Annotated in this window: 18 protein-coding genes and 1 tRNA gene; 4 read left to right on the top strand and 15 right to left on the bottom strand. The window is 57.1% G+C overall.

Annotated elements, in window-relative coordinates:
- Window positions 1–90 precede the first annotated feature (90 nt).
- The 3 genes from ACA060_RS26440 to ACA060_RS26430 all read right to left on the bottom strand — a co-directional run bounded on the left by ACA060_RS26440 (window position 91) and on the right by ACA060_RS26430 (window position 2,208).
- Window positions 91–900, bottom strand: coding sequence for a DUF3037 domain-containing protein (locus ACA060_RS26440; protein ID WP_497314090.1), 810 nt, complete (start codon window positions 898–900; stop codon window positions 91–93).
- Window positions 897–1,640 carry a HipA family kinase gene (locus ACA060_RS26435; RefSeq protein WP_154501922.1) on the bottom strand — a complete coding sequence of 248 codons (744 nt, stop codon included), beginning with the start codon at window positions 1,638–1,640 and terminating at the stop codon, window positions 897–899. The genes ACA060_RS26440 and ACA060_RS26435 overlap by 4 nt, the downstream gene beginning before the upstream one ends.
- Before the next feature lie 259 nt (window positions 1,641–1,899).
- Complete coding sequence (locus ACA060_RS26430; protein ID WP_497314088.1) at window positions 1,900–2,208, bottom strand: DUF3077 domain-containing protein; 309 nt, start codon at window positions 2,206–2,208, stop codon at window positions 1,900–1,902.
- Window positions 2,209–2,662: 454 nt separating this feature from the next.
- Between ACA060_RS26430 and ACA060_RS26425 the strand changes: the two genes are divergently transcribed.
- Window positions 2,663–2,848, top strand: a complete 186-nt coding sequence (locus ACA060_RS26425; protein WP_497314087.1) for a hypothetical protein — start codon at window positions 2,663–2,665, stop codon at window positions 2,846–2,848.
- Between the two features lie 339 nt (window positions 2,849–3,187).
- Here ACA060_RS26425 and ACA060_RS26420 read toward each other — a convergent pair whose 3' ends face one another.
- The 7 genes from ACA060_RS26420 to rpsU form a co-directional block, all read right to left on the bottom strand.
- Entirely contained in the window at window positions 3,188–4,291 is a 1,104-nt protein-coding gene (locus ACA060_RS26420; RefSeq protein WP_497314085.1) for a hypothetical protein, read from the bottom strand.
- Between the two features lie 144 nt (window positions 4,292–4,435).
- The gene (locus ACA060_RS26415) at window positions 4,436–5,062 is read right to left on the bottom strand and encodes a hypothetical protein (RefSeq protein WP_497314083.1); all 627 of its coding nucleotides are present in this window, start codon (window positions 5,060–5,062) and stop codon (window positions 4,436–4,438) included.
- A 264-nt stretch (window positions 5,063–5,326) separates the two neighbouring features.
- Window positions 5,327–5,403: transfer RNA gene (locus ACA060_RS26410), tRNA-Ile, on the bottom strand.
- A gap of 15 nt (window positions 5,404–5,418) precedes the next feature.
- On the bottom strand, window positions 5,419–9,165 hold the full coding sequence (locus ACA060_RS26405) for a bifunctional diguanylate cyclase/phosphodiesterase (RefSeq protein WP_497314081.1): 3,747 nt from the start codon (window positions 9,163–9,165) through the stop codon (window positions 5,419–5,421).
- Between the two features lie 121 nt (window positions 9,166–9,286).
- Window positions 9,287–11,137: an RNA polymerase sigma factor RpoD gene (gene rpoD / locus ACA060_RS26400; RefSeq protein WP_109635336.1), complete on the bottom strand. Its 1,851-nt coding sequence runs from the start codon at window positions 11,135–11,137 to the stop codon at window positions 9,287–9,289.
- Window positions 11,138–11,204: 67 nt separating this feature from the next.
- Window positions 11,205–13,184, bottom strand: a complete 1,980-nt coding sequence (gene dnaG / locus ACA060_RS26395; RefSeq protein ID WP_109635335.1) for a DNA primase — start codon at window positions 13,182–13,184, stop codon at window positions 11,205–11,207.
- Between the two features lie 482 nt (window positions 13,185–13,666).
- The gene (gene rpsU, locus ACA060_RS26390; protein WP_002551877.1) at window positions 13,667–13,882 is read right to left on the bottom strand and encodes a 30S ribosomal protein S21; all 216 of its coding nucleotides are present in this window, start codon (window positions 13,880–13,882) and stop codon (window positions 13,667–13,669) included.
- A gap of 199 nt (window positions 13,883–14,081) precedes the next feature.
- Here rpsU and tsaD point away from each other — a divergent pair, with 199 nt between their 5' ends.
- Entirely contained in the window at window positions 14,082–15,107 is a 1,026-nt protein-coding gene (gene tsaD / locus ACA060_RS26385; protein ID WP_010467153.1) for a tRNA (adenosine(37)-N6)-threonylcarbamoyltransferase complex transferase subunit TsaD, read from the top strand.
- Window positions 15,108–15,130: 23 nt separating this feature from the next.
- Here the strand turns inward: tsaD and plsY are convergent, their stop codons facing one another.
- A complete protein-coding gene (gene plsY / locus ACA060_RS26380; RefSeq protein ID WP_109635333.1) occupies window positions 15,131–15,700 on the bottom strand; it encodes a glycerol-3-phosphate 1-O-acyltransferase PlsY in 570 nt (189 codons plus the stop codon).
- A 74-nt stretch (window positions 15,701–15,774) separates the two neighbouring features.
- Between plsY and folB the strand changes: the two genes are divergently transcribed.
- A complete protein-coding gene (folB, locus tag ACA060_RS26375) occupies window positions 15,775–16,131 on the top strand; it encodes a dihydroneopterin aldolase (protein ID WP_008027044.1) in 357 nt (118 codons plus the stop codon).
- Window positions 16,122–16,640 (top strand): 2-amino-4-hydroxy-6-hydroxymethyldihydropteridine diphosphokinase, encoded by a 519-nt coding sequence (gene folK, locus ACA060_RS26370; protein ID WP_497314078.1) that lies wholly within the window; start codon window positions 16,122–16,124, stop codon window positions 16,638–16,640. Before folB ends, folK begins: the two co-directional genes overlap by 10 nt.
- 83 nt (window positions 16,641–16,723) lie before the next feature.
- On the opposite strand, the gene ACA060_RS26365 is transcribed toward folK, so the two are convergent.
- From ACA060_RS26365 to ACA060_RS26350, 4 genes are all read right to left on the bottom strand, one after another.
- Window positions 16,724–17,953: a multifunctional CCA addition/repair protein gene (locus ACA060_RS26365; RefSeq protein ID WP_497314076.1), complete on the bottom strand. Its 1,230-nt coding sequence runs from the start codon at window positions 17,951–17,953 to the stop codon at window positions 16,724–16,726.
- Between the two features lie 63 nt (window positions 17,954–18,016).
- The gene (locus tag ACA060_RS26360) at window positions 18,017–19,579 is read right to left on the bottom strand and encodes a SpoVR family protein (protein ID WP_109635328.1); all 1,563 of its coding nucleotides are present in this window, start codon (window positions 19,577–19,579) and stop codon (window positions 18,017–18,019) included.
- The gene (locus tag ACA060_RS26355) at window positions 19,576–20,847 is read right to left on the bottom strand and encodes a YeaH/YhbH family protein (protein WP_010467159.1); all 1,272 of its coding nucleotides are present in this window, start codon (window positions 20,845–20,847) and stop codon (window positions 19,576–19,578) included. The genes ACA060_RS26360 and ACA060_RS26355 overlap by 4 nt, the downstream gene beginning before the upstream one ends.
- Before the next feature lie 202 nt (window positions 20,848–21,049).
- Entirely contained in the window at window positions 21,050–22,972 is a 1,923-nt protein-coding gene (locus tag ACA060_RS26350; protein ID WP_059407387.1) for a PrkA family serine protein kinase, read from the bottom strand.
- Window positions 22,973–23,139 lie beyond the last annotated feature (167 nt).

Here is a 23,139-nt window from a genome sequence, read left to right as displayed (position 1 = left end):
ACTTGAACGCTGAAAACGGAAAAGCCGCGCATTTGCGCGGCTTTTCATTAACGAATGTCCGAAGAGCGTAGTAATCGAGCTTTAGACAAATTACTGAGCGTAGTTCTGAGCGAAAGCAGCAATTGCCTGAGTAGCTTGAAAGTCGACCAGCTGCAGGCCACGTTCTTGAATGCTAGCCTTGGCAATCTCCACTGCTTTACGGTGGCGGGGCGATTCACTCTCCGCTGGAGTGGATATAGGGATCAGTACGTTTTTCAGTTGAATAATCCCTTCCTGTTCGGCGCGTACGAACTTCATCAGCCACTGGTCGCAGTGGTCGAGTATTGCGCTTGGCTCAGCCTGATCAAAGGCTAAGGGCTTGATCGCGGCCACTATCTCATTTCTGTGAACCAGAGGCAGGTGCAGTTTGGTCAGTTCACCGGTAAGGGTGTCATCACGAAAGCTACGGATAGATGCTTCCGAAAACAGGGTTCGAATTTCCCGAACCATGATCTCTTCGCGTCGATCACGGCCTATGCCTTGACGGTCGATATAACGACTAAAGAGTGTCGCAAGGGTTGCGTCGAAATTTTCCACCAAGATCGAGCGCATGGGGCTGAAGCGAATCAGTGATTCCTTCGGCTCGGTCAGGAAGCGAAAGTGGTTAACAATCTGTGACTCTTGAGCTTCTGTTGTCATGAGGCGAACGCTATCCAGTTCGTTCTGGGCTATTTCCATAGCCTTAGCGAAGAGGTTGCTGCATTCGAAGAACTGATTGACCCGTTTCAGGTTTTTACGGGCGAGCCTGTACTCCATGCGCCCGATAGCCGGTGCCGAGAGAACGATGCCGACGTTGGCAAACTCTTCGGTTTCGGCAAAAGGCGCGAAGCGCACGATGCTGTAAAGGCAGGTGTATTTCATTGCAGGACGCTCCAGAAGTCGTCCGATTGGCAAAGCATCAGGTTACTTTCAATTTCTTCGAGCAGAATGTCGAGCCCCGGTTTGCCAATGGATTCACGCCATTCATCGGGTACGTCCAAGCATAGGTCATGAAATCGCATGGCAGTGTCGTGCATCCGCTGGCTGTATTCAACTCTGTCGACCAGATCCAGTTTCCATGTTCGATTACTCGGACCAAACACATGGCTTTCCGCGAATTTTTGAGCATCCAGAGGCCATTTGAACGCCTGGTTGTGATCGATCAGCTGAAGCCGATTGTCAATCCCACACATCAGTAGGTTGGGGCGACCGCCGAAGGGGCCTAATTGACGATCACCGTTACCTACCCAGTAATCAAAGATGAAAACGGCTTTTTGCAGGTCACTCGGCACCTGCTGTGCTTGTGAGTACAACAGGTCGGCAGCGTCCGCGACATAGGCCAGGGCATAGCTATCTCCGGGCCCGAGATCGTTACGTGCCTCTAAGTTGTAGCGCAGAAGAGCGGGGTCAATATAGATATAGCCATGCTCGGGAATCGGTAAGCCGAATTGAGCGGCTAGGCGGGCACAAAGTAGTTCGGCGATGCGCTCATTGGGCGGCAACTCTAGCCCTTTGGCCACATAGTGCTTGTCATTGCTGGCACGGCACAGGAAGGGACGCGTGATGCCGCCTTCCAAGCGCCGGATGATCTCAACCGCTTCTATGTAATTACCCACGGCCATTGCCGGCTTCCTTATAAATCAGCTTGCCTGACGATACTGGTCTACATCCTGCTTCACCATGCCCCGCAATGATTTTCAGGGCATTGCGAAGGCAAGGCTCGTACGCTAGCTAGATCGAGAGTATTGGAGATGCTTACCTAAAGCCCCGATGCGAAAGCACCGGGGCTTTGTGCTGCCTATCAAACGGATTTTCCAGTGTTACGCATTTCTAAAGTGGAACGCGCGACTTGCTTTGGGGTATCCCGCGTCTTATTTGGCGCTATTCTTCAGACTCCGTCGCCGTCCGAGCAGGCCGCGGTGTAAGCACCTTCACCACATCATCAATCACTGCCTTACCCATCGCCGTCAGATAGTGCGCGGCCCAAGCATGGCGGTCGGTGTCTCTTGCGTAGGCTGCGTCCTCGGCAAATGATTTGGCGAGAAACAGCAGATCGGAGGCCTGTGCCAGTGCTTCGACGATGGGGACGCCGGCGCGGACGTTGAACAACGCCTCATCCGAGCAGTAGATGAGCGGGGTGAAACCGATGGTTTTCAGGTCTGAAATTGCGGATGTATTTGTTTTGTTCAAGATAAAACTCCTGGGTTCGAGGAGCTGCCACTTCCGTTACCACACGAAAGGGAGGCAGCTGTACGCAGGGTGGTAAACCGGGAACCAAGGAAACCGGCACGCCCAAAGGCGTCCCACGCACAGCCGCCATATCGAGATTACAGGCATAAAAAACTGCCTATCTTCGTGATGAGTGCACTGTTGCGCTGGTTTCGCCGGGTTACCACACCCGATCACTGCATTTGCAGCGACGTCCGGAGAGTATCCCGTCGAAGAGAACGCCAACAAGGCGGCAAAGTGCCCAAACGCACCCACTACGCAATTCTCGGAGTTTGCCTACAACCTTAAGGGACGTCATCCGATAAACCGATGTGCGCGTAAAATTTAACCTAAGCGGCAGACAGGAAATATGACGTACGCCCGCTGCGGAGCCGCGCATACGGCACTACCCGTGATCCTTACAGGAAGACGCAATATGTCCACACCACCCACGACTCAAGCCAACATTGAGCAGTTGCGCCGAGAGGTGGCCGCCTTGGCAGAAGACATGCGCAGCCCGGCTCCGACTGCCATCCGTGCGATCCTGTTGCCGTTTGGGCTCGGTGCCGCGCTGGCCTTGGTAACAATTGTTGTCGTCGCCTGGATGGCTAGGCTGCTTTGATTTCTTCATCCAAACGTTGTGCCATTCGCCTTCAAACTCTAGATTCAGTTTGTAGAGGTCGTGGTTCAATTTGTTGATGGTATTGATAGCCGCCATCAGATCCGCTTCGCCAGTATTGGCTTCAAGATAAAGGCCGACCGAAGAAGCGATTCGGGCTGATGGTCAATGGTGTGTGTCATGGCAGCACCGACGCAGTGCAACCCCAAGCGACCTGTTATGGCCGGATGCTCAATGGCAAATGCACCGTGCCCCAGTCCTGACTTGATCGTTCAAGACCATCTGGTTTGGTCACTCAGCCGATATTTATTTGAGAGGTTCGCAACGCTACGAAGCCAGCGCTCATTCGAAGCTGAGCGCCTCGACTGGCGGTAGCCACGACTTGAACTCTGCACCGGATGTAATCAGTCGGAACCCGAAAGGGCTAGCCATTAACGTGCCGTCGGCATCGTCATGCTGCACATACCGCAAGTCCCAAAGCCCTGACTCTGTCACTTCACGCAGAAGATCATCAAGCTTTGACTCTGTCGCAAAATCAATCTTCAGTACATCAAACCCTGATGAATAAGCCTCTTCAAATAGGCCAGTCGGAACGACGGTTTCGGGGCTTAGGTAGGCAGATATTACTCTACCGCCAAGAAGATCATTTATTCGCTGCTGTCGCTTATAGGCAGCATCAACGACCGCTCCTGGTGAGCTACTGGAAATGCTAAATCCCGTGTTAGTGGATTCGATAGTACAAGGCATCGGCGGGTTTACGCTCAACCTTCCAATCACGGTGCGGGCAGGACGGTAAGACAGCATTATGGCCTGTTGAGCGTTGCGGAGTAGCTCGAAGAAAAACAAACCAATCTGCAACGCAGCCACCAGTTGAAGGTTCGTCACTAGCAAGGGTTGCCCGCCATTCCTTCGCCTAACCCTTAAGCCGTCGGGCATTAAAATGTAGTCCGCGTGAGCTATCGCGTTACGGATATCATCGCGAAAGGTCATTTCTAGAAGCTTCGAAAGCCCGACCATTCCAATCTCGGAGGCTACTTCAGCAAGTCGTCTAAACATAAGGTTGGCATTAGGGCCAATCACTGCACGTGGTTCTTTGCGGATGCGGACCAAGTTCTGGAATGGCCAGAGACTGTAGGGCTTCAACTGAGCAACCTGCATCGTGTTCAGCAGGCCTTCATATACCCCGCCTGCTTCCGATAGCTGAGAGTACAGACATAGGAGCTGCCGGATTTCCGGAATAGTTAAGGGTGAACCCTTGTTAGCAAGAGTGTGAAGTTCATGAAAAACCTCGTGGGCGGTCGCGACAGTGTTCCATCCGGCGTCTTGCGCGCCTCGAAACTCCCCAAACAGTGCCGCAGCCACGTCGATCTCATTAATTAGTTGTGTATAGGTGAAGAGATAGCTGAGTTGGGCATTCAGCGCCACACCGTATGCTTTAGGGTCCATCGCACATTCCTTGAGATTGTTCGACGAGCGATGATGAAGTGTAAGCCCTCAAAGGTAAGAGTCCATACCCGACAACTGACCTTGTGCATCTGGATTTACTGCCGTTGATCCAGTCCGGAAGCACCGTACAGCAGACTATTTCTGTTAAATCGACGGTGAGGGCAGGGCCTCAATTTGAATTATGATTTCGTCCAGTTGACTATCCATCCTAGGAATATTTCCATCCAGCAGAATTCCGACTTGTTGGTTGGTCAGCTCCATATAAAGGCCGTCGGGCTTAAGATCCATAGTAGCGAGAAGCGCTTGTGCGATTTTCTCCACGACATTTGAGTGCATCAGCGTTACGGCCAAAGCAAGCTTCCATAGTCGATTCTTTATCTCGGCAGGGGAAAAGGTTTGAGGCTCACTGACGTGATGGATGAGGTGGATAAACTCATGGGACATAGATCTATCGCTGCCGGCCCCTGTATTTGGACCTTCGAAGATTCGGAAAGCCTCCTTCCCGTCGACTTGACCGTTAGACCCTAGGGCCTCACCGATGGCCCCAGCCATCAGAGTTATGGTTCGCCGAGTGACATATTGCTGAACTGCAAGCAGAGAACCGCAACGCTCTGTTAAATCATGATCCGCTTTACCGTGGTAGCGCTCGGTATCCTGATAATGAATCGAGATCCGTTTTCCAACGAATCCCATCGCTTCAGCGACGGTAAAGTGGGCCGCTTCATGACGAGCAATCTTCAGAAGCTGATCCTGATGCTCGGATGGGTTCATGCTGACTCCTAGCCTATCTCTGAAGTTTTTGAATTCGGCTGCAAGGTTAGCTGTTGTTGCGAGCAAAAAAGCGGCAGGGACCATCTGATTGTTGCTATGGGCAAGACTTGCCGAAAAATGCGCTGCCGTAGGTCTGATTTGATCGCGCAAGACCATCCGGCTAAGTCCCCTGAAATGGTTTTTTATGCTGAATGCTTACGAAGTGCTTAAAAGTACGTCAGAAATAAAAAAGGCCAACCGCAAGGGTTGACCTAAGTTATTAATTGGTGGGCCCACACGGATTTGAACCGTGGACCAAAGGATTATGAGTCCTCTGCTCTAACCAACTGAGCTATAGGCCCTCAGTAGGCCGCGGATTATAGCGATGGTTTCTCGGCTGTGCTATCCGAAAAATCCGATACGGCTATACGAAGAAACGTCGCGGCGAATTCATCGGGGGGAAGGGGCAGGCTGACGATGTAGCCCTGGATCTGTTCGCAGCCTTCTTCGGCCAGGAATTGTTGCTGCGCCAGGGTCTCGACGCCCTCCGCAATGATGGTGAATTGCATGCTGCGCCCCAAGGCGATAATTGCGCGAACAATCGCCACATCGTGCGGATCGTCAGGCAGGCCGCGGACGAAGGACTGGTCGATCTTGAGGATGTCCAGCGGCAGGCGCTTGAGGTAGCTCAGGGACGAGTAGCCCGTACCGAAGTCGTCTATCGCCAATTGCACGCCCAGGTGTTTGAGTTGGTGCAACACGGCCAGCGCTTCTTCGGCCTGGCTCATGATGAAGTTTTCGGTAATTTCCAGTTGCAGAAAACCGGGTGCCAGGCCGTTGTCCTTGAGCAGTTGTTCGATCCGCCCGAGCAGATTCGGCTGGCGCAGTTGAGCGCCGGCGAGGTTGACCGACAGCGGGCCGAGGCACTCATAGACCTGGTTCCACTCAAACATTTGTCGGCAGGCGGTCTCCAGTACCCAGTCGCCGATTTGCAGGATCATGCCGTTTTCTTCGGCCAAGGGAATGAAGTGTTCCGGCGGTACCGCACCGAAGGTCGGGTGATGCCAGCGAATGAGCGCTTCGGCGCCGACCAGTCGATGGTCGGCGAGGCTGATTTTCGGTTGGTAGTAGAGATAGAGCTCGTTGCGCTCGATGGCGCGCCGCAGTTCATGTTCCAGCGCCACGCGCTCGCTGGCCTGGGCGGTAAGGTCGCGGGTGTAGCTTTCCACCCGATTGCGGCCCTTGGCTTTGGAGCGATACATCGCGGCATCGGCGTTCTTGACCAGCGTGGCAACGTCGCAGCCGTCCTTGGGATACAGGCTGGTGCCAATGCTGGCGCTGATGAAGAACTCGTGCTCGCCGGCCTGGAACGGTGCGGCGAAGCAATTGAGCAGTTTGGTGGCGATGTTGTCGGCATCGCTGGACTGCTGCAGGCCGGGCAGCAGGATGATGAATTCGTCGCCACCCAGGCGCGCAACGGTATCGATATCGCGCAGCTGCTCTTTGAGGCGCACGGCGATGCCTTTGAGCAGCAAGTCACCGACCGGGTGGCCAAGGCTGTCGTTGATGTGTTTGAAGCGGTCCAGGTCGAGGAACAACACTGCGCCCTGACCGCCGTTTTCCTGTTGGGTATTGAGTGCGGTCAGCAGTCGACTCTCGAACAGCGTGCGATTTGGCAGGCCCGTCAGTGGGTCGTGGTGCGCCTGGTAGTCGAGCTTGGCCTGCGCGTGCTTGAGGCTGGAAATGTCGGCGAACACCGCCACGAAGTGGGTGACAAATTTATCCCGGTTGCGCACGGCGCTGATGGTCAGCCAGCTCGGATAGAGCTCGCCATTCTTGCGTCGGTTGGAAATCTCGCCTTGCCAGTGACCTTCGTCTGTCAGTTGATGCCACATCGCCGCATAAAACGCGCTGTCGTGCAGGCCCGAGGCGAGCAGGCGAGGGGTGTGGCCCAGTGCTTCGCTCTCGCTGTAGCCGGTGATCTCGGTAAACGCACGGTTGACCGCGCTGATGTGTTGTTGGGTGTCGGTGATCAATACACCTTCGGCGGTGCTCTCGAACACCGTGGCGGCCTGTTGCAGTTTTTCCTGCATCAAATGCCGCTCGGTGATGTCCCGGGCAATGGTCAACATGCAGTCTTCGTCGCCGATGGGCAGCGGACGGCTGGACACCTCGCAGAGACGGATCTGCCCGTCACTGCGGCGGATATGGCAACTGAAGTCGCGAACGAAGCCATCCCGGTGCAGCAAATCGAGCATCTGTTTGCGCTCGTTGAGATTGACCCATATCCCCAGCTCCAGGGCTGAACGATCCACCGACATCGCGCTGTTGAAGCCTGTGATGCGACTGAAACCCTCGTTGACCTCCAGCAGCAACCCGTCGCTCTGCCGCGACAGCAACAGGCCATCCGGGGAGGCGTGGAAGGCCTTGGCGAACTTTTCTTCAGAGGTTTGCAGTTGTTGCTGGGTTTCCTTGAGCTGGCTGATATCGCGCACGACCACGACCAGCGCGGGAGTCGTGTCGAGGTCGAAGGGCTCGGCGGAAATCAGGCCGGTGAACACCTGGCCATTATTGCGGCGAAAGGGCATCTCCAGGTTGCGGATGCTGCCGGCTTGCAGGCGCTGCAGCAAACCCGGGCCAACGCCGGGGATACCCCAGATATTCAGGTCGGTGGCGGTCTGGCCAATGACATCTTCGGCCTTGAGACCAATCTGTTCTTCGAACGCTTTGTTGACTTCGAGCAGGCAACCGTCGGAAAGCCGCGCAATCACCAGGATGTCCGGGCATTGCTGAAACACGGAGGCGAATTTTTGCTCGGACAGGCTCAGCGCCTCTTCCGTGCGCTTGGCGTCGCTGATGTCGATCATCAGTCCGCGCATCACCGGCTCATGCCCGTGCTCGATCAGACTGACGATATCGCGCACCCACAGGCAGCGGCCGTCGGCGGTGATGACCCGGTAATCGACGCTGTAATCGCGGCCGGCCAGCACTTCGTGATCGCAGAAGGTCTGGGCCCGGGTCAGGTCCGCAGGGTGGATGATGTTGCGCCAGAAGCCCGGAATCAGCCAGTGGGAAAGGGGATAGCCAAGGAGTTCTTCGGCATGCGGTGACACATAGCTGTAGGTGAAATCGCTGATTCGCGCTTCCCAGGCTATCGCGGAAAGGCTCTCCACCAGCCCGCGGTAATGATATTCGCTGCTGCGTAGCTCTTGTTCCAGATCGACTCGCCGGGCAATTTCCGAACTCAAGCGGCGGTTGATCCGGATGACCACTGCCAGCATGATCATCAGAAACAGCAGCCCTGGCAGACCGTAAACCAGCAGATCCGACCAAAAAGTTCGATGATCCAGGACGTTACCGATCCAGTGCTCCTGAATGGCGCTGATTTCACTTGAGCTCATGTCCGCCAGAACTTTATCCAGGATACCGACCAGCATTTTGTTGTTTGGGGGCACGGCCATCGCCAATTGATAGCGGTAGGGCGTTTCACCGCTGACATACAGGCCGTCGAGCTTGAGCTGGCGCAGGCTCCAGACGCTGGAGGCGAGATCGCCCACGACCGCGTCCACTTCATCGGTGGCCAGCGCTTGCAAGGCCGAACTGACATTGGGCATCGCTACCAGATTCAGGTCGGGATGGTGCGTGCGCAGCAGTTCGTGGGGCGCATAGTTTTCCACCACCGCGATCTTCAGCCCGTAGAGGTCTTCGAGCTTGCGCGGCTGGGGGCCGCCGACATGGGCGAGGATGACAATCGGAAAGTCCAGATAGGGGCGAGTGAATGACAGGTACGACTGGCGTTCAGGGGTCGACATGATGCCCGGCAGGACGTCCAGCTTACCTTGCTTGGCCTGCTGCAGGACTTCGGTCCAACTGATCGGTTCGATGGGCGTCAGTTTGACGGCCAGCCGCTGACGGATCACGTTGATGTAGTCCGCCGCCAGGCCCTGATAGCGGCCTTGGTCGTCACGAAATTCAAACGGCGGCCAAGACGCGTCGACACCCAGGCGCAAGTCCGGGTGAGCCGCCAGCCAGCTACGTTCTTCGTCGGTCAGAGTCAGCGCGCCAGCCGTTGCGGTCCAGGTCATCAGCGACAGCAAAAAAAGCACGGTCGGCAGTCTGGGCATAACGGTCTCGTTATGGCTCGGGGAATGTTTCGAGTGTAGACGGGCAATTCGGCGGGGGGGAGGTACGGGGGATTTTATCTGTAGAAAGCAAAACCCCCGGCCTGGGCCGGGGGTTCTGTGATCACTCGTCGAGGAAGGAGCGCAAATGCTCGCTTCTCGTCGGGTGGCGCAGCTTGCGCAGCGCCTTGGCTTCGATCTGACGAATCCGTTCACGGGTCACGTCGAACTGCTTACCAACCTCCTCGAGGGTGTGGTCGGTATTCATGTCGATACCGAAGCGCATGCGCAGAACCTTGGCTTCACGGGCAGTGAGGCCGGACAGAACTTCGCGAGTCGCTTCTTTAAGGCTCTCAACAGTGGCAACATCGATTGGCGACTGCATAGTCGAGTCTTCAATGAAGTCACCCAGATGGGAGTCTTCGTCATCACCGATCGGGGTTTCCATGGAGATCGGCTCTTTAGCGATCTTCAATACCTTGCGGATCTTGTCCTCAGGCATTTCCATGCGTTCGCCCAGCTCTTCCGGGGTCGGTTCGCGACCCATTTCCTGCAACATCTGCCGGGAAATACGGTTGAGCTTGTTGATCGTCTCGATCATGTGCACCGGAATACGGATGGTGCGTGCCTGGTCGGCGATCGAGCGAGTGATCGCCTGACGGATCCACCAGGTGGCATAAGTCGAGAATTTGTAGCCGCGGCGGTATTCGAACTTGTCTACCGCTTTCATCAGACCGATGTTGCCTTCCTGGATCAGATCGAGGAATTGCAAGCCACGGTTGGTGTACTTCTTGGCGATGGAGATCACCAGACGCAAGTTCGCTTCAACCATCTCTTTCTTCGCGCGGCGGGCCTTGGCCTCACCGATCGACATGCGACGGTTGATGTCCTTGATCTCGGCGATCGTCAAACCGGTTTCGGTTTCCAGCGCGGTCAGCTTCTGCTGGCAACGAATGATGTCCGGTTGCAGGCGACCAATGGCTTCAGCGTATTTGCTTTTGCCTTTGGCCAGTGCATCGGTCCAACTTTCGTCAACTTCGTTGCCCGGGAACTGGCGCAGGAAGTCGGCACGCGGCATGCGGGCATCACGAACGCAAAGTTGCATGATCGCGCGCTCTTGCTGACGCAGACGATCCAGGGCACTGCGAACACGCTCGACCAGGCCTTCGAATTGCTTCGGAACCAGTTTGATCGGCATGAACAGCTCAGCCAGCAGCACCAGCTCGGCAATTGCCAGCTTGTTGCCACGACCGTGCTTTTTCAGCGCCTTGCGGGTGACTTCCATCTGATCGGAGACAGCGCCAAAGCGCTGAGCTGCAATGACCGGATCCGGACCGCTTTCGGCTTCTTCTTCGTCATCAGTTGCCGCTTCGGCGTCATCGTCGTCGGTATCGTCGTCCGCTTTCACGGCTTTCGGATCGACAGGCGGCGGCACTTCTGCTGCAGGCGGCGCAATGCCGTCGTCCGGGTCGATATAACCGCTCAGGACGTCGGACAGGCGGCCACCTTCGGTGGTGACGCGAGTGTACTCGGAGAGAATGTGGTCAACCGTGCCAGGGAAGTGCGCGATTGCGCCCATCACTTCACGGATACCCTCTTCAATACGTTTGGCGATTTCGATTTCGCCTTCACGTGTGAGGAGCTCTACCGTACCCATTTCACGCATGTACATGCGCACTGGGTCGGTGGTGCGACCAATGTCGGTCTCGACCGCTGCCAACGCTGCTGCTGCCTCTTCGGCCGCGGCTTCGTCGGTATCGGCGTCGGCCAGCATAAGGGAATCCTTATCTGGCGCAACCTCGAATACGTTGATCCCCATGTCATTGATCATGCGGATGATGTCTTCCACCTGTTCCGGATCTGAAATATCCTCCGGCAGGTGGTCGTTGACCTCCGCGTAAGTCAGGTAACCCTGCTCACGACCAAGTGTGATCAACTCTTTGATACGAGACTGCTGTTGCGCTTTTCCGGACATAACACCCTATCCACTGAAGGTCTTGGCGGGCAAAAAACAAGCCGAGGATTATACCTGAGCTATGACCTCACGCGCCAGTTGAGGTCGGGGTTGATACAGCCATATTGCGTTTTAATAGGTCGCGCATCTGATTTGCGATCTGATTTGCTTCCTCCGCGGTCAGTCCTGGCTGCCTTGCTTTTCTGATTAGTGCTTCCAGGCTATCGGTGTGTTGAGAGGCTGATAACCTAGTAATGGTGTCTAAAAACTGTTGTTCAAGGTTGTCACCCGCAATCAGCCACTCCTTTTCCGCCAAAGCCTTGAGCAAGCGACCCTGTTCGGTCCCGTGCCACCGGGCCATTAACTGAATTGAGTTTAGCTTAGGATTTTTTTGCACGGCCTCGATCAGAGCTACCAGCAGCTGAGCGTAGGTATTGCTCTCATTGGCGAAATGGTTGGCGGTTTCCACCTTGCCAGCCAGATCCGGGTGATGGATGAGTGTGCGCAGTGCAATCAGGGTCGGGGCTTCCACCGCAATCGGTGTGCGTGGGGCGCTCGGTTGATCGCGATCACCACCACGCTTGCCATTCTTGTCCCAGGGCTTCTTGTCCCACTTCTTGCCGCCTGCACCGGGTTTCTTCGGCGTCCACTCCTGCTGCGGCACGTACATCTCTTGTGCCTGCGGCTGATGGTAGTCGCTGTAATCCGGCATGGCGTCGTAATCGATGCCTGGGTCGTACGCCGGCGGCGCATCCTGTGGTGCGCTCTGCACCAACTGGCTCACGGCTTCACCGCTCAGGCCGGTAATTTCGGTCAGGCGTTGACGCATCAGGATGCGTAGATTCGCGCCCGGTACCTTGTCGATCAGCGGCGCGGCGAGGGTGGCCATGTGGGCCTTGCCTTCGAGCGAGCGCGGGTCCGATTCCTCGGTCAGTTGCTGAAAGAAATAATCCGCCAATGGCTGGGCATGCTGGTTGATTCGCGCGCGAAACGCGTCAGTGCCCTCTGAGCGGACCAGCGTATCCGGGTCCTCGCCCTCAGGCAGGAACAGAAAGCGTGCGCGCCGCCCGTCTTGCAAGCAAGGCAGGGTAGCTTCCAGCGCACGCCATGCGGCGTTGCGGCCGGCCTGGTCGCCGTCGAAGCAAAACAGTACGTTGGGCACGACGCGAAACAGCCGCTTCATATGCTCTTCGCTGGTGGCGGTACCCAGGGTTGCGACAGCATTGCGCAAGCCTTGTTGGGCGAGGGCGATGACGTCCATGTAGCCTTCGACGACGATGATTTCGTCGAGGTTGCGGTTGTTCTTGCGTGCTTCATAAAGGCCGTAGAGTTCCTGGCCCTTATGGAATACCGGGGTTTCCGGTGAGTTCAGGTATTTCGGCTTGTCATCGCCCAATACCCGGCCACCGAAAGCGATGATGCGCCCTCGACTGTCGCGGATCGGGAACATTACGCGATCGCGAAAGCGGTCATAGCGCTTGCCGGTTTCGGCGTTCTCGATCAGCAGGCCGGCGTCGACCATGGCTTTCTGTTGCAGGGTGTCGCTGCTGAGGTGCTTGAACAGGTTGTCCCAGCCGGGCGGGGCGAAACCGAGGCCGAAGTCCCGGGCGATTTCGCCGGTCAGCCCGCGACCTTTCAAATAATCCACAGCGGCTTTGCGCGATGGATGACTTTTCAGGGCCTGGCGGTAAAAATCGGCGGCCGCAGTCAGCAGCGGGTACAGCGGCGAATCGGTCGGTTGCCGCGGTTTGTGCGGCCGACCGCTTTCTTCGCGGGGGATTTCCATGCCGGCGGCTTTGGCCAGTTCTTCAACAGCCTGGACGAAGTCCAGGTTGTCGTGGTCCATCATGAAGCCGAGGGCGTTGCCGCCAGCGCCGCAGCCGAAGCAGTAATAGAACTGTTTATCAGGGCTGACGCTGAAAGACGGGGTTTTCTCTTTATGAAAAGGGCAGCAGGCGGTGTAGTTCTTGCCGGCCTTTTTCATTTGCAGGCGCGAGCTGACCACATCGACGATGTCGGTGCGGTTCAGAAGGTCGTCAATGAAGCTCTGGGGAATTAGCCCGGCCATGGCGTTCTCGTCATCTGCGCTTGAATGGACCCAAAACGATGAGCTGCCGAACGCGGGTCGTTGTTTGAGGCACGCAAAATGTGCGGCTCGACCGGTGTCGTCTGCGTAATCGCTGTCGGGAAGTGTATCTGCCGAAAATCCACTGACGTTAGTACCAATCAGTATTCGACTATTTGAAAGTGTTGCGCTGAAATCCGCTGCGGCCAGTCGAGGGCCTCGGATAGCTCATAAGCGGGCACGCAAGAAGGTGCCTTGGGCTGATCGTCGTGAGAGGAATCAGTGGGTGTGCTCGTCAGTAGCCTTGGAAGGCTCGTCAGAAAAGACGTGCACCGCTGGCAAAAGAGCCAGGTCTGACGCTGTGAAGCAGGTTTGTCTCGGTCGCGTCTGCGGCTTTGACGGTGAAGCATCAAGCGTTTTCCGCAAATGCCATAAGCCCGGCTGAGGGCCGGGCTTGGCAGAAGCTTGCTACGAACGTCTGTGTATTAGTACAGACGAACGGCGCGGCGCTGTTCGCGCTGAACTTTCTTCGCGTGACGCTTAACAGCGGCTGCTGCTTTGCGCTTACGCTCAGAAGTAGGCTTCTCGTAGAATTCGCGGCTACGAACTTCAGCCAGTACACCGGCTTTTTCGCAGGAGCGCTTGAAACGACGCAGAGCTACGTCGAAGGGTTCGTTCTCTTTTACTTTGACGGCTGGCATCCAGAGCTACCTTCATTCATTACCGGGGTCAACATCCTCGCGGCAAAAGAGCACTTGAAGACGTCGGTTTTTAAGGGTTGCGGATGTTAACTCCTCATCGACCGGAATGCAAAGCCTCTGATCGAAAACCGCTAGTCGGGGCATCCCATGGCGACTATTATGCGCGCCTTCGAATTCAGCCTAAACAAGGCGCAAACCCATGCTAGTACTGGGATTAGAAACCTCCTGCGACGAAACCGGTGTCGCATTATATGACAGTGAACGCGGCCTGCTGGCCGACGCGCTGTTCAGTCAGATCGACCTGCACCGCGCCTATGGCGGTGTGGTGCCGGAGCTGGCCTCGCGCGACCACGTCAAACGCATGCTGCCCTTGATTCGTCAGGTGTTGGCCGAAGCTGACTGTGTGCCGACCGAGATCGATGCCATCGCTTATACCGCGGGTCCCGGCCTGGTCGGTGCCTTGCTGGTGGGCGCCTCCTGCGCGCAGGCGCTGGCGTTTGCCTGGGGTATTCCGGCGCTCGGTGTGCACCACATGGAAGGGCACTTGCTGGCGCCAATGCTGGAGCCGCAACCGCCGCAATTCCCGTTCGTCGCTTTGTTGGTGTCGGGCGGTCATACGCAGCTCGTTCAGGTCGACGGGATCGGCCATTACACGTTGTTGGGCGAGACCCTCGACGATGCCGCCGGTGAAGCGTTCGACAAGACCGCGAAGATGATGGGCCTCAATTATCCAGGCGGTCCGGAAATCGCCAAACTGGCTGAGCGGGGCGTTTCAGGACGTTTCACCTTTCCGCGTCCGATGTGCGACCGCCCGGGCTTGGCCTTCAGCTTTAGCGGCTTGAAAACCTTCGCCCTGAACACCTGGCAACAGAGCGTCAGCGCCGGGGACGACAGCGAGCAAGCCCGTTGCGACATCTCGCTGGCGTTCCAGCAGGCCGTGGTGGAGACTTTGACCATCAAGTGCAAGCGCGCCCTGAAACAGGCGGGCATGAAGCGTCTGGTGATCGCTGGAGGCGTCAGCGCCAACAAGGCACTGCGCACTTCACTGGAAAAAATGCTCGGCGACATGAAAGGCGATGTGTTTTATGCCCGCCCGGAGTTCTGCACCGACAATGGCGCGATGATCGCGTTTGCCGGTTGCCAGCGCTTGCAGGCTGGTCAGCACGAAAGCCTGGCGATCAGCGTGCAGGCGCGCTGGCCGATGGAGCAGCTGTCGGCGCTGTAATGAGCGGTGCTCATGTCCGGTATTTAAAAATGCCGTTCGCGCCCGGCAAACAGGTCGCGTAGATTGCCGCGATGACGCCAGACGATCAGCCCCGTGAGTGCGCTCATGGGCAGCAGTGCCGCCGGTTCTTGCCAGGCCAGCAGTGGCAGGGTCAACGGCGTGGCGATCAACGCGGCGAGTGAGCTGGTGCGGGTCAGGTAGAACGTCAGCAGCCAGGCGCAGACCGCCAGCAGTGCTGCAGGCGGATACAGGCCCAGCAGCATGCCGGCCGCGGTGGCGACGCCCTTGCCGCCGCGAAAGCGGAAGTACAGCGGGAACAGGTGACCGATGACGGCACAAACGCCGATCCAGGCCTGTTCTTGTAGGGAAAGACCCGCAAAGCCGGCGATTAATACTGGCAGCAGGCCTTTGCAGAGGTCGCCGATCAACGTCAGGATGGCGAGTTTTTTGCCGGCCAGACGCAACATGTTGGTGGCGCCGGCATTGCCCGAGCCACTCATTCGCGGATCGGGGTTACCGGTCAGGCGGCTGAGCAAAATGGCGAAGGACAGAGAGCCGAGCAGGTAGGCGAGGGTCGCCAATAACCAAAACATGCTAACTATTCCGGGCGAGGACGCCCTGATTCTAACGGCGCATTGCGCCCTTGTCGTGCAGCGGAGAAAAGTGCTTGGACAGAGTGTTTATCGAGGGCCTGGAAGTCGACACCGTGATTGGTGCCTACGACTGGGAGCGAGGCATCCGACAGTGCCTGAGACTTGATCTGAGCTTCGCCTGGGACAATCGTCCGGCCGCTGCAGGGGACGACCTGACCCTGGCGCTCGACTACGCGAGCGTTTCGTCGCGCATTCAGGCGTTTGCCGAGCAGGCGCAGTTCCAGCTGGTCGAGACTTTTGCCGAGCGTCTGGTCGAAGTGTTGATGAGCGAATTCAACATCACCTGGATGCGCCTCAAGCTGACCAAGCCTGGCGCGGTCCCGGCGGCCACCGGTGGTGTGGGCGTGGAGATCGAGCGCGGATGTCGCTGACTCAGGTGTATCTCGGGCTCGGTAGCAATATCGAGCGCGAAACCCATTTGCATGCCGGGCTCGAAGCCCTGGCGGGTTTTCTCGTGGATATCCGTTGCTCGGCGGTGTTCGAAAGCCAGCCAGTGGGGATCAAGAGCGGGCCGTTCTTTAATTTCGTGGTCTCGGCGTACACCGATTTGCCGCTGATGGAGCTGGACCGTCGATTGAAATTCATCGAGGCGGACAATGGCCGTTATGCGCCTGACCGCAAGGGGCTGCCGCTGGATATCGATGTGCTTTTGTTTGGCGATCTGGTGGGCAATTTCGATGGGTTGATCCTGCCGCGGGCAGAGATTCTGAAAAACGCCTTTGTACTGTGGCCGTTGTCGCTGATTGCGCCGGATCGTGTGCATCCGGGCGTAGGCAAAAGCTTTGCGACCTTGTGGGGTGAAGCGCAGATCGATCAGGTGTTGGCGCCAGTGGCGTTCGAGTGGCGCGGTGAGCAGCTGACGCCTTCGAATTTGCTGTGATCTGACTGACGCAATCGCGGGCAAGCTCGCTCCCACAGGGATTTACACTGAAACTGTGGGAGCGGGCTTGCTCGCGAAGCTTTTCAGGCAGACGCTGCCTCTTTGTAGGCCTTGAGCGCTTTTAGCCGCTCACGCTTGATCGCCTCGCCCAGCTCCGGCCCCTTGAATCCCTTCTCCAGCAACGGCTGAACTGCCACGCTCCGGGCTGCAGTCGCCGCGCCGCGCAAATAATCCGCTTGTGGATAACTTCTCTGCTCCAGCCCTTTGCGCCCGCGCGCATCCATCTCGCACGCTGCAATGAACTCTTCAAACCGCTGCGGACGACGGTACACGTCAAAACTCTGCAGCAACTCCAGCAGAGTCGAGGCCTTCAGCTCCAGGGCGCGGTGGCCGTGGGTGTGATACTGGCCCACCAGCAATGCCAATTCCTGGCAATCCTTCGGTGCCTTGAACCGTTCGTTGACCGCTTTGATCAGCTTCAGGCCCGTGTGTTCGTGGGCGATGTGGCGCGGCCATTCTTCCTGGGGCGTCAATCCTTTGCCCAGATCATGCAGCAAACACGCCCAACGCACAGTCAGCGGTTGTTTGTGCAGAGCCGCTTGCTCGAGCACGCTCAGGGTGTGCACGCCCGTGTCGATCTCAGGGTGATGGGCTTCCGGTTGTGGCACGCCGAACAGGGCGTCGACTTCCGGCATCAATACCTTGAGCGCGCCACATTCGCGCAGCACTTCGATGAATATCTGTGGCTGATCTTCCATCAGTGCGCGGGAAATTTCCTTCCAGCTGCGTTCGGCAGTCAGCGCCTCCAGTTCACCTGACTCACTGAGTTGCCGCATAAGGTCCATTGTTTCAGGCGCGACGGTGAAACCCAGCCCGGCGTATCGAGCTGCGAAGCGGGCAACGCGCAGGACACGGAGTGGATCTTCGGCGAAAGCGGGGGAAACGTGGCGAAGCACGCGAGCTTCAAGGTCGCGTTGGCCGTGGTACGGGTCCGTCAGGTTCTGCTGATCGTCCTCGGCCATGGCGTTGATCGTCAGGTCGCGACGGATCAAGTCTTCTTCGAGGGTGACCTCGGGGCTGGCATGGAAGGTGAAGCCGCCGTAACCGCGTCCGCTTTTGCGTTCGGTACGGGCGAGGGCGTATTCCTCACCGCTCTTGGGGTGAAGAAATACCGGGAAATCAGCGCCTACCGGGCGAAAACCCTTGGCGAGCATTTCTTCGGTATTGGCACCGACCACGACCCAGTCGATATCGGTGACCGGCTTGCCCAGCAGGCGATCGCGTACCGCGCCGCCGACTTTATAAATCCGCATAAAAGACCTCCGTTAGCTCGACAGAATAACCTTTGCGTCGAACTTCCGGAGGCAGAAACAGAATCAAAGATGAATGACAGCCAGGTCCAGCCGGCCGTAATCCCCCTCGCTGTGTTCGCTTCTGGGCGGAACATGGTGAACTTTCATGACCTGGTCGCCTTGCAGCGTTTCCAGATGAATGTCGAAGCCCCACAGTCGGTGCAGATGCTTGAGCACTTCTTCGGTGGACTCGCCCAACGGTTTGCGGTCGTGCTGCTGGTGACGCAAGGTCAGGGAGCGGTCGCCGCGTCGGTCGATGCTGTAGATCTGAATGTTGGGCTCGCGATTTCCCAGGTTGTACTGCGCGGCCAGGGTTTCGCGAATGATGCGGTAGCCCCCTTCGTCGTGAATCGCCGGGACCAGCAGATCGTCCTTTTGATCGTCATCGAGAATGCTGAACAACTTAAGGTCGCGTATCACCTGGGGTGACAAGTACTGCAGGATGAAGCTCTCATCCTTGAAGCTGCTCATGGCGAACTTGATGCTCGACAGCCAGTCGGTGCCGGCAATCTCAGGGAACCAGCGGTAGTCCTCTTCGGTCGGGTGTTCACACATGCGGCGGATGTCCCGGTACATGGCAAAACCCAGGGTGTAGGGGTTGATGCCGTTGTAGTAGGGGCTGTCGAAGCCGGGTTGGTAGACCACACTGGTGTGGGAGGTCAGAAACTCCATCATGAAGCCATCGGTGACGAGGCCTTCGTCATACAGGTCGTTCATCAGCGTGTAGTGCCAGAACGTGGCCCAACCTTCGTTCATCACCTGGGTCTGGCGTTGCGGGTAGAAATACTGGGCGATCTTGCGCACGATGCGCACGATTTCCCGCTGCCAGGGCTCCAGCAACGGCGCGTGTTTTTCGATGAAGTACAGGATGTTTTCCTGAGGTTCGGCGGGGAAGCGAGCGTTGTCCTTGTCGCTGTACTTGTCCGCGCCTTTTGGAATGGTCCGCCACAGATCGTTGATCTGTTTTTGCAGATGCTCTTCCCGGTCCTTTTGCCGACGGCGTTCTTCTTCAGCCGAAATCGGATACGGACGTTTGTAGCGATCAACCCCGTAGTTCATCAGGGCGTGGCAGGAATCCAGCAGGTCTTCCACGGCGTCGATGCCATGGCGTTCTTCGCATTGCATGATGTATTGCTTGGCGAAGACCAGGTAATCGATGATCGAACTGGCGTCGGTCCAGGTGCGGAACAGGTAATTGCCCTTGAAGAAGCTGTTGTGGCCGTAGCACGCGTGAGCGACCACCAGGGCCTGCATGCAGATGGTGTTTTCTTCCATCAGGTAGGCGATGCACGGGTCCGAGTTGATCACGATCTCGTAGGCCAGTCCCATCTGCCCACGGCTGTAGGACTTCTCGGTGCTGAGGAAGTGTTTGCCGTAGGACCAATGGTGATAACCCAGCGGCATGCCGACGGAGGCGTAGGCGTCCATCATCTGCTCGGCGGTGATCACTTCGATCTGGTTGGGGTAGGTATCCAGGGCATAACGAGCCGCCAGGCGACTGATTTCCTTGTCGTAGGCCTGGATCAGCTCGAACGTCCATTCGGAGCCGGTGGAAATGGGTTGGCGCTTCTGCTCTTTGGCGGTCATGTCACTAACCTGCGCTGGAAGAGTTCACGGAAGACCGGATAGATATCCCCGGCCGAGACCAGTTGCTGCTGGGCAAAAGTGTCAGAGAAGGCTTCGGCAATGCGTTCGTACTCGAACCACAAGGCCTGATGTTCGCGCGGGGTAATCTCAACGTAAGTGTAGTACTGCACGAATGGCATGATCTGGTTGATCAGAATGTCGCGGCAGATCGGCGAATCGTCGTTCCAGTTGTCACCATCGGAGGCCTGGGCCGCGTAGATGTTCCACTCATTGCTCGGATAACGCTCGGCCATGATCTCCTGCATCAGTTTCAAGGCGCTGGAGACGATGGTGCCGCCGGTTTCCCGGGAGTAGAAGAACTCTTCCTCGTCCACTTCGCGAGCGCTGGTGTGGTGGCGGATGAACACGACGTCGATCTTGTCGTAGTTACGCTTGAGAAACAGGTACAACAGGATGAAGAAGCGCTTGGCGATGTCCTTGGTCGCCTGGGTCATGGAGCCAGACACGTCCATCAGGCAGAACATCACCGCTTTGGAGCTTGGGTTCGGCTGCTTGATGAGCAGGTTGTACTTGAGGTCAAAGGTGTCCAGAAAGGGTACGCGATGGATGCGCGCACTGAGTTTCTCGATTTCTGCTTCGATCTCCTGAATATCGCCGAAGTTGTCCGGTTCATCTCGCTTGAGTCGCAGCAGTTCCTCTTTGGCTTCGCGCAATTTTGCCCGGCTGCTGCCAGACAGGGCGATTCGCCGGGCATGGGCCGAGCGCAGGGTCCGGATGATGTTGATCCGCGACGGGTTACCTTCGTTGCTGATACCCGCGCGTACGGTCTTGAAGGTGTCGGTGCCGGTGAGGTTGCGCTTCACCAGGTTTGGCAGTTCGAGGTCCTCGAACATGAATTCGAGAAATTCCTCCTGGGTGATCTGGAAGACAAATTCGTCCATCCCTTCGCCCGAGTTGCCAGCCTTGCCCGGGCCCCGGCCGCCACCACCGCCTGGTGGACGGGCGATGTGTTCGCCGCTGGTGAATTCCTTGTTGCCGGGGTGCACGACCGTCTGCTTGCCACCGCGTCCGTGGTGAAGCACCGGCTCGTCGATGTCGCGGCCGGGGATACTGATCTGTTCGCCGTGCTCCATATCGGTAATGGAACGCCGACTGACCGCCTCTTCGACAGCCTTCTTGATGTGATCACGGTAACGCCGCAGAAACCGCTGACGGTTTACCGTGCTCTTGTTCTTGCCATTGAGACGTCGGTCGATCACATAGCTCATGACTGCTCCTTAGAAGCTGTCCTGAAAGGGGCGAGCGGTTATGCAGCATCGACGGTGCCAAGGGATGTTCACGCTCCCCCAAGCGCTTTTGGACGCTGACTGAACCTCGCTACCGACTTTCGAACACCTTCCAGAGGTCTGTGTAACAGAAAATGCGTACACAGGCCTCTGGCTGACGACAACCGGTCTGACCGGCAGCGGGTTACTGTGATTTTCTGACCCGCAGGTACCACTCGGACAGCAGTCGTACCTGTTTGTCGGTGTAGCCCCGCTCGACCATCCGTGTGACGAAGTCGTTGTGTTTCTGCTGGTCCTCTTTGCTGGCCTTGGCGTTGAAGCTGATGACCGGCAGGAGGTCCTCGGTGTTGGAGAACATTTTCTTCTCAATGACCACCCGCAGTTTTTCGTAGCTGAGCCAGGTCGGGTTCTTGCCATTGTTGTTGGCCCGGGCGCGCAATACGAAGTTGACGATTTCGTTGCGGAAATCCTTCGGATTGCTGATACCGGCCGGTTTTTCGATTTTCTCCAGTTCTTCGTTCAGCGCGACGCGGTTGAGGATCTCGCCGGTTTCCGGATCGCGGTATTCCTGGTCCTGGATCCAGAAGTCGGCGTACAGCACGTAACGATCGAAGATGTTCTGGCCGTACTCGCTGTAAGACTCGAGATAGGCGGTCTGGATCTCCTTGCCGATGAATTCGATATAACGCGGCGCCAGGTATTCCTTGAGGAAGCGCAGATAGCGTTCGCGGGTCTCGGCCTGGAACTGTTCCTGTTCAATCTGTTGTTCCAGCACATAGAGCAAGTGCACCGGGTTGGCGGCGATTTCGTGCGGATCAAAGTTGAAGACCTTGGACAGGATCTTGAACGCGAACCGGGTCGACAGACCGTTCATGCCCTCGTCGACACCGGCGTTATCACGGTATTCCTGGATCGACTTGGCTTTTGGATCCGTGTCCTTGAGATTCTCGCCGTCATACACACGCATCTTGGAGTAGATGTTGGAGTTTTCCGGCTCCTTGAGACGCGAGAGCACGGTGAACTGGGCGAGCATTTTCAGGGTGTCGGGCGCGCAATGGGCCTTGGCCAGGGAGCTGTTGAACAGAAGCTTGTCGTAGATCTTCACTTCGTCGCTGACCCGTAGGCAGTACGGCACTTTGACGATGTAGATCCGGTCGATGAAGGCTTCGTTGTTCTTGTTGTTACGGAAGGTGTGCCATTCCGATTCGTTGGAGTGGGCGAGCAGGATCCCGGTAAACGGAATCGCCCCGAGGCCTTCAGTACTGTTGTAGTTGCCTTCCTGAGTGGCGGTCAGCAATGGGTGCAGCACCTTGATCGGTGCCTTGAACATTTCGACGAATTCCATCAGGCCCTGGTTGGCCCGGCACAGTGCGCCCGAATAGCTGTAGGCGTCGGCGTCGTTTTGCGGGAATTCTTCCAGTTTGCGAATATCGACCTTGCCCACCAGTGCGGAGATGTCCTGGTTGTTTTCATCGCCCGGTTCGGTTTTGGCCACCGCGATCTGGTTGAGGATCGACGGATAGAGTTTCACTACGCGGAACTGGCTGATGTCGCCGCCGAATTCGGCCAGGCGTTTGGTGGCCCATGGCGACATGATGGTATTGAGGTAGCGCCGTGGAATACCGAAGTCTTCCTCGAGGATCGCGCCATCTTCAGTGGCGTTGAACAGACCCAGAGGCGACTCGAATACCGGCGAGCCCTTGATGGCGTAGAAGGGCACTTTCTCGATCAGTTGTTTGAGCTTCTCGGCCAGGGACGATTTACCGCCACCGACGGGGCCGAGCAGATAGAGGATTTGTTTCTTCTCTTCCAGGCCCTGAGCGGCGTGGCGGAAATACGACACGATCTGGTCTATGCATTCTTCCATCCCGTGGAAGTCTTCAAAGGCCGGATAGCGGCGGATCACCTTGTTGGAGAAGATTCGCGACAGTCTCGAGTTGGTCGAGGTGTCGAGCAGCTCCGGTTCTCCGATGGCCAGCAATAGACGCTCGGCGGCGGAGGCATAGGCGCTGCGGTCCTGTTTGCACAGCTCAAGATACTCTTGCAGCGAGAGTTCTTCCTGGCGTGTGGACTCGAAGCGTTGTTGGAAGTGGCTAAAGATACTCATGACGTCACCTCGCTCGATACGTGGAGCCGACGCCGGATCATTCAGTCGATGCTGGCAGCAACCGGATATGCAGTTGCTGTTTACCCCCCAGAACTCTTTCAGGGCTGACTACCCCGAAAGCTACTCCCGATGACCCGCGCGCCGGTGTACCGGCTCTCCCCTGTTTT

It is taken from the genome of Pseudomonas sp. LBUM1671, from assembly GCF_059695685.1.
This window is presented reverse-complemented; position numbering and strand designations above follow the sequence as displayed.

Coding starts and splice junctions, on each gene's coding strand:
- ACA060_RS26440 (WP_497314090.1), bottom strand. CDS start 900: ATGAAATACACCTGCCTTTACAGCATCGTGCGCTTCGCGCCTTTTGCC.
- ACA060_RS26435 (WP_154501922.1), bottom strand. CDS start 1,640: ATGGCCGTGGGTAATTACATAGAAGCGGTTGAGATCATCCGGCGCTTG.
- ACA060_RS26425 (WP_497314087.1), top strand. CDS start 2,663: ATGTCCACACCACCCACGACTCAAGCCAACATTGAGCAGTTGCGCCGA.
- ACA060_RS26420 (WP_497314085.1), bottom strand. CDS start 4,291: ATGGACCCTAAAGCATACGGTGTGGCGCTGAATGCCCAACTCAGCTAT.
- ACA060_RS26415 (WP_497314083.1), bottom strand. CDS start 5,062: ATGAACCCATCCGAGCATCAGGATCAGCTTCTGAAGATTGCTCGTCAT.
- ACA060_RS26405 (WP_497314081.1), bottom strand. CDS start 9,165: ATGCCCAGACTGCCGACCGTGCTTTTTTTGCTGTCGCTGATGACCTGG.
- rpoD (WP_109635336.1), bottom strand. CDS start 11,137: ATGTCCGGAAAAGCGCAACAGCAGTCTCGTATCAAAGAGTTGATCACA.
- dnaG (WP_109635335.1), bottom strand. CDS start 13,184: ATGGCCGGGCTAATTCCCCAGAGCTTCATTGACGACCTTCTGAACCGC.
- rpsU (WP_002551877.1), bottom strand. CDS start 13,882: ATGCCAGCCGTCAAAGTAAAAGAGAACGAACCCTTCGACGTAGCTCTG.
- tsaD (WP_010467153.1), top strand. CDS start 14,082: ATGCTAGTACTGGGATTAGAAACCTCCTGCGACGAAACCGGTGTCGCA.
- plsY (WP_109635333.1), bottom strand. CDS start 15,700: ATGTTTTGGTTATTGGCGACCCTCGCCTACCTGCTCGGCTCTCTGTCC.
- folK (WP_497314078.1), top strand. CDS start 16,122: ATGTCGCTGACTCAGGTGTATCTCGGGCTCGGTAGCAATATCGAGCGC.
- ACA060_RS26365 (WP_497314076.1), bottom strand. CDS start 17,953: ATGCGGATTTATAAAGTCGGCGGCGCGGTACGCGATCGCCTGCTGGGC.
- ACA060_RS26360 (WP_109635328.1), bottom strand. CDS start 19,579: ATGACCGCCAAAGAGCAGAAGCGCCAACCCATTTCCACCGGCTCCGAA.
- ACA060_RS26355 (WP_010467159.1), bottom strand. CDS start 20,847: ATGAGCTATGTGATCGACCGACGTCTCAATGGCAAGAACAAGAGCACG.
- ACA060_RS26350 (WP_059407387.1), bottom strand. CDS start 22,972: ATGAGTATCTTTAGCCACTTCCAACAACGCTTCGAGTCCACACGCCAG.